This is a genomic window from Pseudomonas tremae, assembly GCF_001401155.1.
Classification (GTDB): domain Bacteria; phylum Pseudomonadota; class Gammaproteobacteria; order Pseudomonadales; family Pseudomonadaceae; genus Aquipseudomonas; species Aquipseudomonas tremae.
This window is the reverse complement of record NZ_LJRO01000353.1, coordinates 1-16,615: the sequence shown is the minus strand read 5'-3', so window position 1 is coordinate 16,615 and position 16,615 is coordinate 1. Positions and strand designations below refer to the sequence as shown.

Genomic DNA, 16,615 nt, shown 5'->3' with positions numbered 1-16,615 from the left:
CTGACAGCCACCACCTTCCCCCGTTACAATCGCCGCCCCTGTCGCAACGCCTGGAGCCTGACCTTCCGTGCCCGTTCTGCGTCTACCGCATCTTTCTGCCGCTGCAGGCAAACAACACTGGGGCAACCTTCCCGGTGCTGCACTGAGCCTGGCCATTGCCGAGGCCGCCAGCGCAGCCAAGCGCTTCACCCTGCTTTTGACCGCCGACAGCCAAAGCGCCGAGCGTCTTGAGCAAGAGCTGAAGTTTTTCGCCCCCACGCTACCGGTGCTGCACTTCCCGGACTGGGAAACCCTGCCCTACGACTTGTTTTCGCCGCATCAGGACATCATTTCCCAGCGTATCGCCAGCCTTTACCGCTTGCCGGAGCTGGAGCATGGCGTTTTGGTAGTACCTATTACCACGGCCCTACACAGACTCGCGCCGACCAAATTCCTGCTTGGCAGCAGCCTGGTGCTGGATGTCGGTCAGAAGCTCGACGTGGACGCCATGCGCACCCGTCTGGAAGCCAGCGGCTACCGCTATGTGGACACGGTTTACGAGCACGGCGAGTTCACTGTTCGTGGGGCGCTGATCGATCTGTTCCCGATGGGCAGCAAGCTGCCGTTTCGCATCGACCTGTTCGATGACGAGATCGAAACCCTGCGCACCTTTGACCCGGACACCCAACGCTCCATCGACAAGGTCGAATCGGTGCGTCTGTTGCCGGCCCGCGAATTTCCGCTGCAGAAAGAGGAAGTCACGCGCTTCAAGGCGCGCTTTCGCGAGCGCTTCGATGTCGACTTCCGACGCAGCCCGATCTTTCAGGACTTGAGCAGCGGCATTACCCCGGCCGGCATCGAGTACTACATACCGCTGTTCTTCGAAGAAACCTCGACCTTGTTCGATTACCTGCCGCAGGACACCCAAGTGTTCTCGCTGCCAGGCATCGAGCAGGCAGCAGAGAACTTCTGGAACGACGTGCGCAATCGTTACGAAGAGCGTCGCGTCGATCCGACCCGTCCGCTGCTGCCTCCGGCCGAGTTGTTCCTGCCGGTGGAAGACTGCTTCGCGCGCCTGAAGAACTGGCCGCGCGTGGTGGCGAGCCAGCAGGACGTAGACGCCGGCGCCGGACGCGAACGCTTTCCTGCGCAGGTTCTGCCAGACCTGTCCATCGAAGCCAAGGCCACCCAGCCATTGGCGGCATTATCGAAATTCCTCGACGAGTTCCCCGGTCGCGTGCTGTTCACCGCCGAATCCGCCGGACGTCGTGAAGTGCTGCTGGAACTGCTCGAGCGCCTGAAGCTGCGCCCGAAAACGGTCGACAGCTGGCTCGATTTTGTCGACGGCAAAGACCGCCTGGCAATCACCATCGCACCGCTGGACGACGGCCTGCTGCTTGAACAGCCTGCGCTGGCGCTGGTTGCGGAAAGCCCGCTGTTCGGTCAACGCGTGATGCAGCGTCGGCGCCGTGAAAAACGCACCGACGGCGGCAACAACGATGCCGTGATCAAGAACCTGACCGAGCTGCGCGAAGGCGCGCCGGTGGTGCATATCGATCATGGTGTCGGTCGTTATCTGGGACTCGCGACGCTGGAAGTCGAGAACCAGGTCGCTGAATTTCTGATGCTGGCCTACGCCGAGGACGCCAAGCTTTACGTACCGGTCGCCAACCTGCACCTGATCGCACGCTATACAGGCAGCGATGACGAGATGGCGCCGTTACACCGGCTGGGCTCGGAAACCTGGCAGAAGGCCAAACGCAAGGCAGCCGAACAGGTCCGAGACGTGGCGGCCGAATTGCTCGATATCTATGCGCGCCGCGCCGCCCGCGAAGGCTATGCGTTCGCCGACCCGAAAGCCGATTACGCAACGTTCAGTGCCGGTTTTCCGTTCGAGGAAACTCCGGACCAGCAGACCACCATCGAAGCCGTGCGCGCCGACATGCTGGCGCCCAAACCGATGGACCGACTGGTGTGCGGCGACGTGGGCTTCGGTAAGACCGAAGTGGCCATGCGTGCCGCATTCATTGCCGTTCACGGCGGGCGTCAGGTCGCAATCCTGGTGCCCACCACACTTCTCGCCCAGCAGCACTACAACAGTTTTCGCGACCGTTTTGCCGACTGGCCGGTAACTGTAGAGGTGATGAGCCGCTTCAAATCCGCCAAGGAAGTCAGTGCTGCCGTTGCCGATCTGGCAGAAGGCAAGATCGACATCGTCATCGGCACGCACAAGCTGCTGCAGGACGACGTGAAGATCAAAAACCTCGGTCTGGTGATCATCGACGAAGAACACCGCTTCGGCGTTCGCCAGAAAGAACAGCTCAAGGCGCTGCGCAGCGAAGTCGACATTCTGACCCTGACCGCAACACCGATCCCGCGCACCCTGAACATGGCCGTGTCGGGCATGCGTGATCTGTCGATCATCGCCACGCCACCGGCGCGCAGGCTGTCGGTACGCACCTTCGTCATGGAGCAGAACAAACCGACGATCAAGGAAGCCCTGCTGCGCGAGTTACTGCGCGGCGGGCAAGTCTATTACCTGCACAACGACGTCAAGACCATCGAGAAATGCGCGGCAGACCTGGCCGAACTGGTGCCGGAAGCGCGTATCGGCATCGGCCACGGGCAGATGCGCGAACGTGATCTCGAGCAGGTCATGAGCGACTTCTACCACAAGCGCTTCAATGTGCTGATCGCCTCGACCATCATCGAAACCGGTATCGACGTGCCGAGCGCCAACACCATCATCATCGAACGCGCGGACAAGTTCGGCCTGGCTCAGTTGCACCAGTTGCGCGGTCGCGTCGGGCGCAGTCACCACCAGGCCTATGCCTACCTGCTGACCCCACCGCGCAAGCAGATCACCCATGACGCCGAAAAGCGCCTGGAAGCAATCGCCAATACTCAGGACCTCGGCGCAGGCTTCGTGCTTGCCACCAATGACCTGGAAATCCGCGGCGCAGGTGAGCTGCTGGGTGACGGCCAGAGCGGGCAGATCCAGGCAGTGGGCTTTACGCTGTACATGGAGATGCTCGAGCGTGCGGTCAAGGCCATCCGCAAGGGCGAACAGCCTAACCTTGATCAACCGCTGGGCGGCGGTCCGGAAATAAACCTGCGCGTGCCGGCCCTGATCCCGGAAGCCTACCTGCCAGACGTACACACCCGCCTGATTCTCTACAAGCGCATTGCCAACGCGGCAGACGAAGACGCGCTGAAGGACCTGCAAGTCGAAATGATCGACCGATTCGGTCTGCTGCCAGAGCCGACCAAGCATCTGGTCCGGATCACGCTGCTCAAGTTGCAGGCCGAACAATTGGGTATCAAGAAAGTCGACGCGGGTCCCCAGGGTGGCCGTATCGAGTTCGCGGCCGATACCCCGGTTGACCCGCTGACGCTGATCAAGCTGATCCAGAGCCAGCCCAACCGCTACAAGTTCGAGGGTGCCACACTGTTCAAATTCATGGTGCCAATGGAGCGTCCGGAAGAGCGCTTCAATACGATCGAAGCGCTGTTTGAGCGCCTGACCCCGAAAACTGCTTGAAGGATTCACGCATGCTTTTGTTCCGTTCATTGATCCTGCTGCTGACGCTGGTCGCCCCGACAGCGTTCGCGGACGGCCTGTATCAGGTCGAGGTCCTGCTGTTTCGCCAACATGGCGAACCCGCCTCGACCCGCCAGCGCGTGCCGGAAAACTGGGACAATGGCGCGCAGAGAATCGACTCGGGCAATGAACGAAGCCCCGCGCTGATGGATCTGGCGGGTAAACTTCAAGGCAGCGGCGGCTATGACGTGCTGATGCAGCGCGCCTGGCAGCAGAACATCGGCACCGAGCCCGGCAAAATGGCGGTGACCAGCGGTGAAGAGAAACTCGGGCATTTCCCTATCGAGGGCACCGTGACTCTCGCCTTGGCGCGCTTCACTGATATCGATGCGCAATTCTGGGTCAATCAGCTGGACCCGCACGGCGTGGTCATCAGCAGCGAACGGCTGAAGCAGACCGCCAGGGTGAAAAATGGCGAGCTGACCTATCTGGATAATGGCAACCTCGCGTTGCTGATCAAGGTTTCTCCTCTTTGATTTTTTACGTACGCAAGGGACGCTGCGGCGCTCCCTTTCTTTTGAGTATCGCTGCGGCGTAGGGCTTTTTAAAACTTGTCGTCCATCCTTGAAAAAGTCCTGGCCGCGGCCTGGACAGACTTATTCCACGATCGAACGCTTGAGCGAGGGCGTGACTATGCCCGGCAAAAACGCATCGTGCTGGAAGACTCCAGCCCGCAGATCATCCGTACTGCATGCCGGGGCTCTGGCCTGCAGATCTATACCCAGACCCTGCTGTTCAAAGACCCTGATCGCTACAAGAACTTCCTGACCTGCAAATGCACCTGCCCGGTTCGCAACGACTGCAAACATTGCGTGGCAGCGATGCTCTTTCTTCAGGACCCGGAAAACCGGCCACTGTTACAGGCCGCTCTGAGTTCGCACCAGCGGGAGATAGAGCAACAGGTCGAACAGCAGGCAGTGCAACGACTCAAACTGCCGGAGCGCTTGATCGATGACCTGCAACCTCGCCCCAGACTGATACTGGCGAGCATCGAGTTCAGTGCCTACGAGCCACGTAACGGCCGCATGCAGCGACACATCCAGCATCGCGCCGCACTGGCATTTGCCTACGGCAAGCACTACGCGGTCGGCACCACCAACGTGAGCATTCTGGTCAGTTCGCTGGGCAGTGATCTGGTCAACCAGAAAAGCGACATCATCGAACACACCGAAACCGAAACGCTGCGCATACGTCGCCAGGGCGAGAAGGAACGGCAGCTGCGTCAGGAACTCGCCGATCTGGGCTTCAAGGTCGCAACCCGGCAGAGCAAGGCGTTGCCTGACAGCGCTGGTGACATGTACGAACTGCCCAACGACAAGGCATGGCTGCATTTCGTACTCGACGACCTGCCCCGGCTGCGTGAGCAAGGCTGGGAAATCGAGATTCAGGAAGAGTTCGGCTTCGATGTCACGCCAGTGGAAGACTGGTACGCGGTAATCGACGAAGAAAACGAGCGCGACTGGTTCGACCTGGAACTGGGCATTATCGTCAACGGCGAGCGCCTGAGCCTGCTGCCGATCCTGATCAACCTGATTCGCAGCCATCCCGAACTGATGAGCCCTACCGCCGTGGCCAAACGCGGCGACGAAGAACAATTGCTGGTGCAGCTCAACCATTTCACCCAGAGCGGCGGCAGCCCGGTGCAGATCGCCCTGCCCTACGGCCGGCTCAAGCCGGTGCTGGCGACGCTGGGTGATTTCTACTGGCGTCAGGACGGCAACAACGCGCTGCGCATGAGCAAGGCCGATGCTGCACGCCTGACCCAGCTTGAAGACCTGCCGCTGACCTGGCAGGGCGGCGACCGTCTGCGCCATTTTGCCGAGCGCCTGATCAACATCAAGGACGCACCGGTCAGCCTGCCCGATGGCCTGAACGCCACGTTGCGGCCCTATCAGCTGGAAGGTCTCAGCTGGATGCAGTCGTTGCGCGAGCTGGAAGTGGGCGGCGTACTGGCGGATGACATGGGCCTGGGCAAAACGCTGCAGACCCTGGCGCATCTGTTGATGGAGAAACAGGCCGGACGCCTCGACCGACCTGCGCTAGCGGTCATGCCGACCAGCCTGATCCCCAATTGGCTGGACGAAGCCGAGCACTTTACGCCAGACCTCAAGGTGCTGGCGCTGTATGGTGCCAATCGTCATCAGGACGCAGGCAACCTGCAGGATTACGACCTGATTCTGACCACCTATGCGCTGCTGCCAAGGGACCTTGAGCTGCTTGAAAAGCAGCCCTTCCACGTGCTGATTCTCGATGAAGCGCAGTACATCAAGAACCCCAATAGCAAGGCTGCCCAGGCTGCACGCAACCTCAATGCACGTCAGCGCCTGTGCCTGAGCGGCACGCCGCTGGAAAACCACCTGGGCGAGCTGTGGTCACTGTTTCACTTCCTCATGCCCGGCTGGCTGGGCAACAGCAAGGAATTCAACAGCAACTACCGTACGGCCATTGAAAAACACGGCAACCAGGATCGCCTGCATCACCTGAATGCGCGCATCAAGCCGTTCCTGCTGCGCCGCACCAAAGAGCAGGTGGCGACCGAGCTGCCACCCAAGACCGAGATCATTCACTGGGTAGACCTTAACGACGCACAGCGCGACGTATATGAAACCGTGCGTCTGGCGATGGACAAAAAGGTCAGAGACGAGATCACCCGCAAGGGCGTGGCGCGCAGCCAGATCATCATTCTCGAGGCGCTGCTCAAGCTGCGTCAGGTGTGCTGCGACCTGCGACTGGTCAATCAGGACATGCCGGCCAACAGCAAGCAAGGCACCTCGGGCAAGCTCAACAGCCTGATGGAGATGTTCGAGGAATTGTTGGCCGAAGGTCGCAAGATTCTGCTGTTCTCCCAGTTCACCTCGATGCTCAGCCTGATCGAAGAAGAGCTGAAACAGCGCGGCATTGCCTACGCATTGCTGACCGGCTCGACGCGTGACCGACGCACACCGATTCACGACTTCCAGAGCGGCAAGCTGCCCATCTTCCTGATCAGCCTGAAAGCCGGCGGTACCGGCCTCAACCTGACCGCCGCCGACACCGTGATCCATTACGACCCCTGGTGGAACCCGGCAGCAGAAAACCAGGCCACTGACCGCGCTTATCGCATCGGCCAGGACAAGCCGGTATTCGTTTACAAAATGATAGCGCGCGGCACCGTGGAAGAGAAAATCCAGCGCCTGCAACGGGAAAAATCGGCACTGGCAGCCGGCGTGCTGGACGGCCGAACCAGCGGCGACTGGAAGCTGCGCGACGAAGACCTGCAGGCCCTTTTCGCACCGCTGCCCGCAGCGCCGAAAAAGACCCGAAAGTGACCTGACCCGAAGCGCTTATTCTCCAGTGACGGACTGAAGAATCTGCGCCGTGGACAAGACCGTGGCGTATTCGCCGTGCAGATTGGCCAGAGACATCGCATGCACCTCTTCGGCACTGCGCGGCGTGCCGAAGAAGTCCTTTTGGTCGAAGGTGAAACAGGCGTCATGCGCCACCACCACCTCAAAGCCCAGATTGCCACCGCTGCGCGCAGTAGATTCGACGGAGTTGTTGGTCACCACGCCCGCGATCACCACCTGCCTGATCCCGTCAGAACGCAGCCACATCTCCAGAAACGACCCGCAAAATGCGTCAGGCACCTGCTTGCTCAGCTCACGCTCATCGGCGTTTGGCAGAAATGCCGATTGATACTCGACGCCAGACTGCTCAGGCCAGAACACCGACTCAGGCGATGTCGAAAAATGTCGCACGTGGATCACCGGGCGTCCGCAATGCCGCCAAGCGTCAAGCAGCGCGCTGATATGCGTCTCTGCCTGCGGGTTATTGCGCCGCCCGAGCTTGGGGTGATTGATGCCCTGTTGCAGGTCGATCAGGATCAACGCGCAGTTGCCTTGAATATCCATGATGAATCAGTCCGAACTTTTGGTTCAGCAAGACTATCGCAATCAGGGTCTATTCTGGTCGCAATCGTCGACAAGCCAAGGCTTGCCCGAGACCGGCCCAACAGGAGAACACCATGATCGAACACCTCAAACTCGCTGGCAAAGTAGCGCTGGTGCAAGGCGGCTCACGTGGCATCGGTGCAGCCATCGTGCGGCGACTGGCCAAAGACGGCGCCGCAGTGGCATTTACCTATGCCAACTCCGAAGTCAATGCGCTGGAAATTCAAGACAGCATCAATGCCAACGGCGGAAGAGCACTGGCTATTCATGCCGACAGCGCTGACGAGAAAGCTCTGCGCCAGGCGGTGCAGACAACCGCCGAAACCCTTGGCAGACTGGACATCCTGGTCAATAACGCAGGCGTGCTGGCGATTGCCCCGCTCAACGAATTCAGCATGGAGGATTTTGACAGGACGCTGGCCATCAACGTACGCAGCGTGTTCATCGCCAGTCAGGAAGCCGCCCGGCATATGGAGGAAGGCAGCCGTATCATCAACATCGGCAGCACCAACGCCGACCGCATGCCCTTTGCCGGCGGCGCGACCTATGCCATGAGCAAATCGGCCCTGATCGGTCTCACCAAAGGCATGGCCCGCGACCTCGGTCCGCAAGGCATCACCGTCAACAACGTACAGCCCGGCCCGGTCGACACCGACATGAACCCGGCGCAAGGCGAATTCGCCGAAAGCCTGAAAGCGCTGATGGCGCTCCCCCGCTACGGCACAAGCGAAGAAATCGCCAGCTTTGTTGCCTACCTCGCCGGCCCTGAAGCTGGCTTCATCACAGGCGCCAGCCTGACCATCGACGGCGGCTTCAGCGCCTGATCGCCCCGAGACAGGCGGCCCCATGAAACGGGGCCGCATCGCCTGCCTGAGCCATTTACTGGCGAATAAGCATTTATTTGCTTAACCACATGAAAAATCTGAAAAAAAGTTTTGCGTTAAGAAAAGCTTTCGACTACATTAGCGCGCCTCGGCAGACACAACGTTGTCGTCGGGATACGGTGAGGTGTCCGAGTGGCTTAAGGAGCACGCCTGGAAAGTGTGTATACAAGAAATTGTATCGAGGGTTCGAATCCCTCCTTCACCGCCATATTTGAAACACACAAAACCCCTGAATTCATTGAAGAATTTCAGGGGTTTTGTGGTTTCTGGGGTCTGAAAGATTCAATCAAACTGCTGAAGTGCTCAGGATTGGGGGCGACCCTCTATGTTTCAGCAGTCGCTTTTGCATCGCGAGACTGCAGTGAGATCCCGAGAAACTCGCCGCCTTTGACGCTCCATTTCAAGCACCTCAGCCGATGCACATTCCCCGACGCTGACAGTAATTCGCCAAGCACCTGAAGCTTGCCCTGGCCCCACTGCCAGGCACAGGAGGCTTCACGAGTGAAGCGCCTCAACTATCGCGGCAAGCAATAAGCAGGCGCTAGCCACTAGGGTAAGCCGCAACCGCATCGGCAGGTACCAGGCGGGCAAGCTAATAATCCGCAACAGCTGTCTGTCCTGCCGGAGGTGGGCAACTAAGCCGATGACCAACAGCAAGCAACCCAATGGCATTGGCAATAACGTGGCAATCCAGGCAATAAGCGCAGGAATGATACTCCAGACGAACCGGGCGCTTCTCTGCTCGGCACTCATGTCTTGCGCGGTCATGGCGAAACCCCAGTGCAAGGCTCCGACGAAGCTCAGGATAACTGCACCATAGTTAACTAGCGCAATCGTAATCAACGGCCGATAGTCGAGAGAGAACGGGACCAGCAGCGCTAGAAAAATAAACGGCAACAGACCGCCATAACCCAGCAGTCTGACGTGCTTTGGCAGAGAGGTTGAAGGTAACGCGTTCATTTGTATTCCTTGCAGTGAGCAAAACTCAGGGCTGAAGACCCAAAAAAGGCTTCAGACCCGCTCCAAAATCTTCCAACTGGTTAGTTGATGGTGATAATGATATCAGGGCTGATTGCTTTCTCGGTTTACAGTTTCTCTGAAGCCTTCTGGCGCAGAATCAACATGGCGGTGCCGAGAGTACCAAGATCGTACGATGCCGGTAATGACATTTAGCAGGGTATGCGGGATAAAGAAACTCTATGAGCGTGGCGAGTTTTACTGGCACCAGGTCGCCAAGTCAGTGAGTTATCAACGATGTCGATTGAGGCACTGAACTCGTCCTGCATGTGCTCGAGAACCCTATCAAGGCTCGGGTAGGCTTTAGAGCCTCGCAACGTGGTAACCCGCTGGAGTAGTTCTCTTCCTTCGGCCACAGGCATGTGGATGTCGCAGTACACGGTGTCATCTGACTACTACAACTGTCTCAGCACACTCGCCTGTTTAAAGGCATACCTCAAGCTCGGTGCTGGAATGTCCGCTCTCGTCCTACGCCAGTCGGCGCATGGACAATTCCATCTGCCCCATAAGGTCTCTCTGCTCTCTCAGGGACAGCACCAGCCGCGCGATGGATCTGCTGCTTTCTACCTCGGAAAAAGACAGCCCCATCACGTATAACTGGATATCGCCTGATTGAGGGTGCAGAAGCTTCACTGAGAAGGTTTCATTCGACGCTACGACGCACTCGCACCGGGAAGGCAGAAAAGCTGTTTCAAGAACTCGCTGAATATCGGTTTTTGAAAACATGGTGCGTCCTCTGAAAAGGGCCAAATCGTGATGTGAAGTGTAGACGAGTTTTATGCCAATAGGTTTCCGAACTGCGCAACTACAGCAGGCTGTTTTGCCTGATCAAGGCACTGGCTTGTAACGCATCCCCCTCTCTGGTCTAAAGTACTCTCTCCTGAACTCTCAGAGCCTCGACGACATGAATGAACGCGCACGTGACTTGGCGTCTCGTCTGATCCGCAACTTCAATGAGGCGCCACTCGCACAGGAAATTCGCGAGCCGCTGTATGAAAGCGCAGCTGCCCGCCTCGGCACGGGAACCGCGGCGCAAAAGCTTGGGGCCTCGATTGACGTTGTCGCGCCAGGCAAACGCTCGTGTCCTTATCACTTTCATCATGCGCAGGAAGAAATGTTCGTAATCATCGAGGGCGAAGGCAGTTTGCGTGTCGCAGGCGAGCTGCTGCCAATCAAGACGGGCGACATCGTGTTCATCCCGCCAGGCGCTGAATACCCTCACCAGATCATCAATACTTCGCAGGCACCGCTGAAATACCTGTCGATCAGCACGCGGGAGACGCCGGAGGTGTGTGAATACCCGGACTCAGGCAAGTATCAGGCGATGGTTTCAGCCAACGGAACCCGTGTGTTCAGCGCCAACCAGCGGACCTCTGAAAACCTTGATTACTGGGACGGCGAACCCTGATTTCAATTGTTTTAAATTTGTATCAGGCAGTTCACGCTTTTTTCACGTTCGCGGGTTTATTGTTAACTCAATTCCCAGCAAGACCTTAAGCCCGCTACCCCCCATCGCGGGCTTTTCTTTGTCCGCAATTTGAGCACGACCTCTTTGCCATGCGCCTCACAGGTTTTGGTATACACCGCATACGACGGCTCTCGCATGTCGGGCAGATAGGGAACATCCAGCAGAAAACGATTTCCAAGCCCTGTCCATTCAGATGAAAACCCTGCAAACATGAAAAAAACCCTGAAAATGCTGGCCCTCACCGTTGCGTGCATGGCAGGTGCTCCGGCCTATGCCGCGTGTCAAATGGCCCCTGTCGCCTACGACATGCCATCGCAACGCCTGGACGAGGCGCTGCAGCAACTGGCTCATCGCTCCGGATGCCCGATCAACGTCAATCTCGGCGCGGACAGCAGCAAAAAAGTGAAAAAATTCAAAGGCACATTCACTCCGGATCAGGCTCTTTGGCTGGTGTTGAAAAAGACCGGGCTGGAGGGCTACCTCGAGAACAATAGCCTGACGGTTGATCGACGCGGGCAGGAATTTGTCCACACCCGTGCGCAAGAGCTTCGCCAGTCAATCGACGCAGCGGGCGTACGAATGGAAGCCAGAAAAAAGAAGCGTTTTCTCCATCAACTCGACAGTCTCGAGGCCGGAGCGAAAAAGCTGGTGCTCGAACAGAGTTTCGTCAGTGCAGCCGAGATGGCGAGTTACAAGCGTGACTTCGATGAACTGGCGAGTCAGGTGCCTGCCAGCAAGTGAGCGGAAGAAAACTGCGTTAAGATTCGCCGCTTTTGACCGAATGGCCGGATGCGCGAGGGGGTATAGATGAAAAAGACGGCGTTATTGGTGTTGGCCTTGATGCTGCACTCGCCTGCACAAGGTGCAGGCGATGCGGAAGCCGGCAAAGCGGTCTTTACGCGGCTGTGCTCCGGCTGCCACAAGATAGGCCCTTCAGCACGCAGCGCTTTTGGCCCGCCACTGAACGGCATCATTGGTCGGCAGGCGGGGCAGCAGGAAGGCTATGTCTATACCGACGCAATGAAAAATTCCGGGGTGGTCTGGAATCGAGAAGAATTGCGCACCTACATCAAGGACCCCAGCGAGGTCGTGCCTGGTACGCGGATGAAACTATGGTGGATGGGCAGCGATGAAAAAATGGAAGATCTGCTCGAATACCTGGATGCAAACAAGTAGCAAAAGCCGGAAAACGAATTGCCCTCGGTGCTCACCAAGGGCAATCGGTCAATTACTTGTCGGGCGTGTATGGAGGGTAGTCATCCTTGCTGCCCTTATCACTGGCCGGAGTCTTTGCAGGCTCGGTCGGGTCGATTTGCGGGTCTTTGGTCTTCGGTGACTCTTCATCAAAGCCCGGATGATTCTTGTCTTCGTTGTTGCCTGGCGGTGTGCCGGTCATATGCGCCTCCACTGTTGAAATTCAGAACCTGATGTTCAGAAAGCAAATCGGTATAACCGTGCGACGCGACTGACGAACGGCCCCTTGCAGCAAGAGGGTCTGGCGACACCTGGAAGCAACTGGTAGCCTTGCGCCATATAGGGAGAAACCATGAAAAGGCTTTCAATCACACTTGCCTTGGCAGCCTTGCTGGGTGCGAACACTGCGCACAGCGAGATATTCAAATGCACGTCGCCGCAGGGCAAGGTGAGCTATGCGTCGATCCCCTGCGATGAAACTGCACAAAGCGCGCTGCAGCGTCAGGGGCCACCGAACATACGGCGCGAGGGCGAGCCGCTGGATTACGTGCACAAGACCAACCTCAAGGCCACTGAATACCTGAAGGTCGGCGGTCGCACTCGTGTGACAGTGTACGAAACGGAGCGCTACAAGGCCTATCAGCGAAACCGCCCTCCAGCACCGAACGTGCCTTCGCAATGTCAGAGCCCGCTCTACAACAGTCAGTGCTTCGATCCTTCGGGCGGCATGTCCTCAAAAAAACAAACGGCTCGCCAGGATGGCGCCCGGTAACTTACTGAGCGTTTTTGACCTCTGCACGCACTTCACTTATCTGTATCTCGGGGATCAGGTCGGTGTAGTTGATAATGTCGCCATTAATCCGCTTTGAGTGCGGCCCCATCCCGGCTTCGAAGTCTTCGATGGAATCGCAATAGATATGGCACATGGCGATGTACGCTGGGTCCGAACCTGGCGTAGCACCACCGATACCTCTGTCGACACTGTAGCCCTTGCAGTAGTCACCCATCAGTTCCTGCACCAGTGGCAAGTGATTGTCGCGATAGTAATCATGGTTGAAACGGGCGCCCTCTTCATACGCATACAGCACGCTGACTTTGATCATATCGATGTCCTCTTGATTGATTGGTCACAAATGCTCGGACCCTCTGGCGATTGTCGCGTTCAGCTGCTGACATCAATGAGCGGCTCGCGCACAATCACGCCGTCTTGTCGGGTCGCCCATCACCACGGCCCCGGCCATCAAACAGTATGAGGAACAGGCATGAATACACTTGAGTGGAACGAGGCTGCGCTGGCGAAATACCTCGCGGCCCATCCGACCCTGAAAGATGAAATAAGCGTGCTGAGCCCCAAGGAGCAAAAGCAGCAATTGCAATGGGCATTCGAGGACGAGGCCGAGACGCAGGGCATCGAGCCGTGGGAGCTGGCACTGGAATTGATTGCCGAATCACCTGAACAGCTGAAAAGCATGCGTCTGGAGGCCCATGCCCAGGTGGCAGAAGCACTGGGCATGGAATGGGACGAGTATTGCGGCCTGAATGATATCCAGCCGTGAGCACATAAGCGCACGCGTTGTTTCGTGACCCGGCAGTCAGCACTTTACCTCGTCTTTGTGGATGAGTAACGTCTGCTCACTTCAATAAAGGAATCACACCATGAGTGATCTGGTCTCGTACTCTCTGGACGACGGTGTCGCCACGCTGACCCTGAACAATGGCAAGGTCAATGCCATTTCTCCAGACGTGATTGTTGCGTTCAATGCGGCCCTGGATCAGGCGGAGAAGGACCGGGCAATCGTTATCCTGACCGGTCAGCCCGGTATTCTCTCGGGTGGCTACGACCTCAAGGTCATGACATCGAGTCCCGAAGCTGCCATCAACTTGGTCACTCAAGGCTCGACGCTCGCGCGGCGCATGCTGTCGCACCCCTTCCCGATCATCGTCGCGTGCCCCGGCCATGCCGTTGCCAAGGGCGCGTTTCTGCTGCTGTCCGCCGACTACCGGATAGGCGTTGCAGGCCCGTTCAGCATAGGGCTCAACGAAGTGCAGATCGGCATGACCATGCACCACGCCGGTATCGAACTGGCCCGCGATCGACTGCGTAAATCGGCTTTCAACCGCTCCGTGATCAATGCAGAGATGTTCGATCCGGAAGGCGCGATGGCCGCAGGCTTTCTGGACAAGGTAGTCAGCGTCGAAGAACTGCGGGACGCCGCTCTGGCGGTTGCTGCGCAAATGAAGAAAATCAATATGAGCGCGCACAGGAAGACCAAGCTAAAGGTCAGAAAAGCGCTGCTCGACACGCTTGAGACAGCCATTGAGCAGGACCGTCAGAACATGCTTTGATGCTCGACGCTGGCCCGCATGTGCGGGATTTTGCTTAACGGCGAACTCATCCGCATTTGATCAATCTGATCAGCACCGCGCATGAACCTTTGCGCCACTGACATATTGAAGAAGTGATAGCACCATGGGTCGAGTTGTTGCAGCAGCGGTATACAGCAAAGGCAAGAAAGTCCGCGATATCAGTCTGGAAGAAGGCGCTGCCTGGGCCGCCAAGCCTGAACACTTCGTATGGATCGGCCTGGAACAACCCAGCGCAGACGAACTGACCAGTCTGAAAGAGCAGTTCAACCTGCATGAACTGGCCCTTGAAGATGCGATGGAAGTTCACAGTCGCCCGAAGCTTGAAACCTTCGGCGACGCGCTGTTCATCGTGACCTACGCACCCGTTCGCGATAACGGCAAGCTGCTGTTCATCGAAACCCACATATTTGCCGGCAAGGGCTACATCATCACGTCGCGCAATGGCCACTCCAAGTCCTATGGGCTGGTGCGTCAGCGTTGCGAAGCCCGACCGCTGCTGCTGGAGCACGGCGAAGATTTCGTGCTCTACGCCCTGCTGGATTTCGTGACCGAGAACTATCAACCGGTAACCGAAGCCATCCACGCCGAGCTCGAGATGCTCGAGCAAAGCGTGATCGGCGGTTCATTGCGTGAGTCTGACATCCAGCACATTCATGCCCTGCGCCGCGACCTGCTGCGGATGCGTCGCTACGTGGCGCCGATGGTTGAAGTGGGCGAAGAACTGCAGCGCCTTAGTTTCCCTTTCATCGACAAGAACATGCGCCCCTACTTCCGCGATGTAGAGATTCACGTCAAGCGGCAGATGGAAGACCTGGGCAATTTGTGCGACATCGCCAGCCAGACCATAGAAATCGGCTTGCTGCTGGAGTCCTCGCGACAAAGCATCGTGCAGCGCAAGTTCGCTGGCTGGGCTGCGATTCTGGCCTTCCCGACGGCGATTGCCGGGATCTATGGCATGAACTTCGAGAACATGCCCGAGCTCACCTGGCACTACGGCTACTTCATCGTGCTGAGCGTGATCTTCGGTGGCTGCGCAGCGCTGTTCGCCAGTTTCAAACGGTCGGGATGGCTGTAGCGTGGAGCATCCATCGCTCGCAGATAAAGCTTGAATCAGGCCCGATCATCGGGCCTGTGGGCCACAAAGCGCATCATCCATTCAGCCACAATCGCCCCGTGGTGGTCATGATCCAGGCTGGCGACACCCTGCCGATACAGCTGCTCGCCCAGCGCCTCCTGGCGAAGCTCCAGCAAGCTGCGTGAAAAGTCGTGAATGAATTCAGGGTGTCCCTGGAAGCACAGCACTTGATCATTGATGTGATAGGCCGCAAACGGACAGAAATCACTGGACGCAATGACCGTCGCCTGCTCTGGCAGAGCCGTGACCTGATCCTGATGACTGATCAGCAGCGTAAGCCTGTCCATGCCCGGGGTCATCCACGGCCTGGCCGACGCCAGCTGATAGTGATGGATACCCACACCCCAGCCCTGCGCAGCCCGCTCGGTTCTGCCGCCCAGCAGCAAAGCCAGCAACTGGTGGCCGAAACAGATGCCCAGAAGTTTTTCGCCACGCTGATACAAGCCCAGCAAATAACCTTTCAAGACTTGAATCCAGGGGTCGGTGCCAAACGAATCGGCTTTGCTGCCAGTCACCAGGTAGGCGTCAAAGCGCTCGCTCTCAGCCGGATAGACACCCTGGACGACGTTGTATACCGACAACTCTGCAGCAATAGGCTGAAGGGCGAACAGTTGCTCGAACATCCGCCCATACCCGTGATACTGCTCGACCAGCTCAGGCCGGAGATTATCGGTTTCAAGAATGCAGATGCGTAACGACATAAATGGGACCCTGAAGCGGCGATGAGGCGAGAATATACGGTGGAGACTGCCCTGTAGGCATGCCCAAATCAAGCGATGAGCGTGCCAGACGAATGCTTGATCATCGCAGGAAATATCCGACTCGGACGAACGGTAGAAAACTGATGATTATGTTCGACGTGTCTAGCAAAGGCCTTCAGGTCATTCGCTGCAATAGTTAATAACATTAAGATCGATTATTTCGCTCTCAAATGCCTAACAGGTATAAACCCCTGCATTTATGACCTCTATGGTTAGAGTTGTAACAGGATTCGCGCAAAATCCATTCAGCGCTCGGGCCAGCGGTCAATTGACCGCGCCC

The 16,615-nt window shown here is 57.7% G+C and carries 17 protein-coding genes and 1 tRNA gene; 12 read left to right on the top strand and 6 right to left on the bottom strand.

The window, feature by feature from the left end; all coding sequences use genetic code 11:
• Window positions 1–67 precede the first annotated feature (67 nt).
• The 3 genes from mfd to ALO43_RS19710 all read left to right on the top strand — a co-directional run bounded on the left by mfd (window position 68) and on the right by ALO43_RS19710 (window position 6,888).
• A complete protein-coding gene (gene mfd / locus ALO43_RS19720) occupies window positions 68–3,520 on the top strand; it encodes a transcription-repair coupling factor (protein ID WP_024690331.1) in 3,453 nt (1,150 codons plus the stop codon).
• 11 nt (window positions 3,521–3,531) lie between these two features.
• Entirely contained in the window at window positions 3,532–4,056 is a 525-nt protein-coding gene (locus ALO43_RS19715; protein ID WP_005887526.1) for a CsiV family protein, read from the top strand.
• A gap of 75 nt (window positions 4,057–4,131) precedes the next feature.
• On the top strand, window positions 4,132–6,888 hold the full coding sequence (locus tag ALO43_RS19710) for a DEAD/DEAH box helicase (RefSeq protein ID WP_005887524.1): 2,757 nt from the start codon (window positions 4,132–4,134) through the stop codon (window positions 6,886–6,888).
• A gap of 15 nt (window positions 6,889–6,903) precedes the next feature.
• On the opposite strand, the gene ALO43_RS19705 is transcribed toward ALO43_RS19710, so the two are convergent.
• The gene (locus ALO43_RS19705) at window positions 6,904–7,470 is read right to left on the bottom strand and encodes a cysteine hydrolase family protein (protein ID WP_005887523.1); all 567 of its coding nucleotides are present in this window, start codon (window positions 7,468–7,470) and stop codon (window positions 6,904–6,906) included.
• A gap of 113 nt (window positions 7,471–7,583) precedes the next feature.
• Here ALO43_RS19705 and ALO43_RS19700 point away from each other — a divergent pair, with 113 nt between their 5' ends.
• The gene (locus ALO43_RS19700) at window positions 7,584–8,333 is read left to right on the top strand and encodes a 3-oxoacyl-ACP reductase family protein (RefSeq protein WP_005887522.1); all 750 of its coding nucleotides are present in this window, start codon (window positions 7,584–7,586) and stop codon (window positions 8,331–8,333) included.
• Between the two features lie 178 nt (window positions 8,334–8,511).
• Window positions 8,512–8,601, top strand: a tRNA-Ser gene (locus ALO43_RS19695).
• A gap of 287 nt (window positions 8,602–8,888) precedes the next feature.
• Here the strand turns inward: ALO43_RS19695 and ALO43_RS19690 are convergent.
• Window positions 8,889–9,353, bottom strand: coding sequence for a DUF3429 domain-containing protein (locus ALO43_RS19690; RefSeq protein ID WP_024670685.1), 465 nt, complete (start codon window positions 9,351–9,353; stop codon window positions 8,889–8,891).
• A gap of 525 nt (window positions 9,354–9,878) precedes the next feature.
• On the bottom strand, window positions 9,879–10,136 hold the full coding sequence (locus ALO43_RS19685) for a DUF1652 domain-containing protein (RefSeq protein ID WP_005887520.1): 258 nt from the start codon (window positions 10,134–10,136) through the stop codon (window positions 9,879–9,881).
• A gap of 178 nt (window positions 10,137–10,314) precedes the next feature.
• On the opposite strand from ALO43_RS19685, the gene ALO43_RS19680 reads away from it, so the two are divergent.
• The 3 genes from ALO43_RS19680 (at window position 10,315) to ALO43_RS19670 (ending at window position 12,054) form a co-directional block, all read left to right on the top strand.
• Window positions 10,315–10,818 carry a cupin domain-containing protein gene (locus ALO43_RS19680; protein ID WP_024670687.1) on the top strand — a complete coding sequence of 168 codons (504 nt, stop codon included), beginning with the start codon at window positions 10,315–10,317 and terminating at the stop codon, window positions 10,816–10,818.
• A gap of 270 nt (window positions 10,819–11,088) precedes the next feature.
• A complete protein-coding gene (locus tag ALO43_RS19675) occupies window positions 11,089–11,619 on the top strand; it encodes a hypothetical protein (protein WP_005887517.1) in 531 nt (176 codons plus the stop codon).
• A gap of 66 nt (window positions 11,620–11,685) precedes the next feature.
• Window positions 11,686–12,054: a c-type cytochrome gene (locus ALO43_RS19670; RefSeq protein ID WP_005887516.1), complete on the top strand. Its 369-nt coding sequence runs from the start codon at window positions 11,686–11,688 to the stop codon at window positions 12,052–12,054.
• A 52-nt stretch (window positions 12,055–12,106) separates the two neighbouring features.
• Here the strand turns inward: ALO43_RS19670 and ALO43_RS30955 are convergent, their stop codons facing one another.
• A complete protein-coding gene (locus tag ALO43_RS30955) occupies window positions 12,107–12,274 on the bottom strand; it encodes a DUF6021 family protein (RefSeq protein WP_005887515.1) in 168 nt (55 codons plus the stop codon).
• Window positions 12,275–12,424: 150 nt separating this feature from the next.
• Here ALO43_RS30955 and ALO43_RS19665 point away from each other — a divergent pair, with 150 nt between their 5' ends.
• Window positions 12,425–12,844, top strand: coding sequence for a DUF4124 domain-containing protein (locus ALO43_RS19665; RefSeq protein WP_054991553.1), 420 nt, complete (start codon window positions 12,425–12,427; stop codon window positions 12,842–12,844).
• Between the two features lies 1 nt (window position 12,845).
• On the opposite strand, the gene ALO43_RS19660 is transcribed toward ALO43_RS19665, so the two are convergent.
• Entirely contained in the window at window positions 12,846–13,175 is a 330-nt protein-coding gene (locus ALO43_RS19660) for an EthD family reductase (RefSeq protein ID WP_005887512.1), read from the bottom strand.
• Between the two features lie 159 nt (window positions 13,176–13,334).
• Here ALO43_RS19660 and ALO43_RS19655 point away from each other — a divergent pair, with 159 nt between their 5' ends.
• From ALO43_RS19655 to ALO43_RS19645, 3 genes are all read left to right on the top strand, one after another.
• Window positions 13,335–13,628 (top strand): DUF6388 family protein, encoded by a 294-nt coding sequence (locus ALO43_RS19655; RefSeq protein WP_005887510.1) that lies wholly within the window; start codon window positions 13,335–13,337, stop codon window positions 13,626–13,628.
• Between the two features lie 100 nt (window positions 13,629–13,728).
• Window positions 13,729–14,418 carry a crotonase/enoyl-CoA hydratase family protein gene (locus ALO43_RS19650; protein ID WP_053931336.1) on the top strand — a complete coding sequence of 230 codons (690 nt, stop codon included), beginning with the start codon at window positions 13,729–13,731 and terminating at the stop codon, window positions 14,416–14,418.
• 124 nt (window positions 14,419–14,542) lie between these two features.
• On the top strand, window positions 14,543–15,514 hold the full coding sequence (locus tag ALO43_RS19645; protein WP_053931337.1) for a magnesium and cobalt transport protein CorA: 972 nt from the start codon (window positions 14,543–14,545) through the stop codon (window positions 15,512–15,514).
• 35 nt (window positions 15,515–15,549) lie between these two features.
• Here the strand turns inward: ALO43_RS19645 and ALO43_RS19640 are convergent, their stop codons facing one another.
• A complete protein-coding gene (locus ALO43_RS19640; RefSeq protein ID WP_005887507.1) occupies window positions 15,550–16,275 on the bottom strand; it encodes an amidotransferase in 726 nt (241 codons plus the stop codon).
• Window positions 16,276–16,615 lie beyond the last annotated feature (340 nt).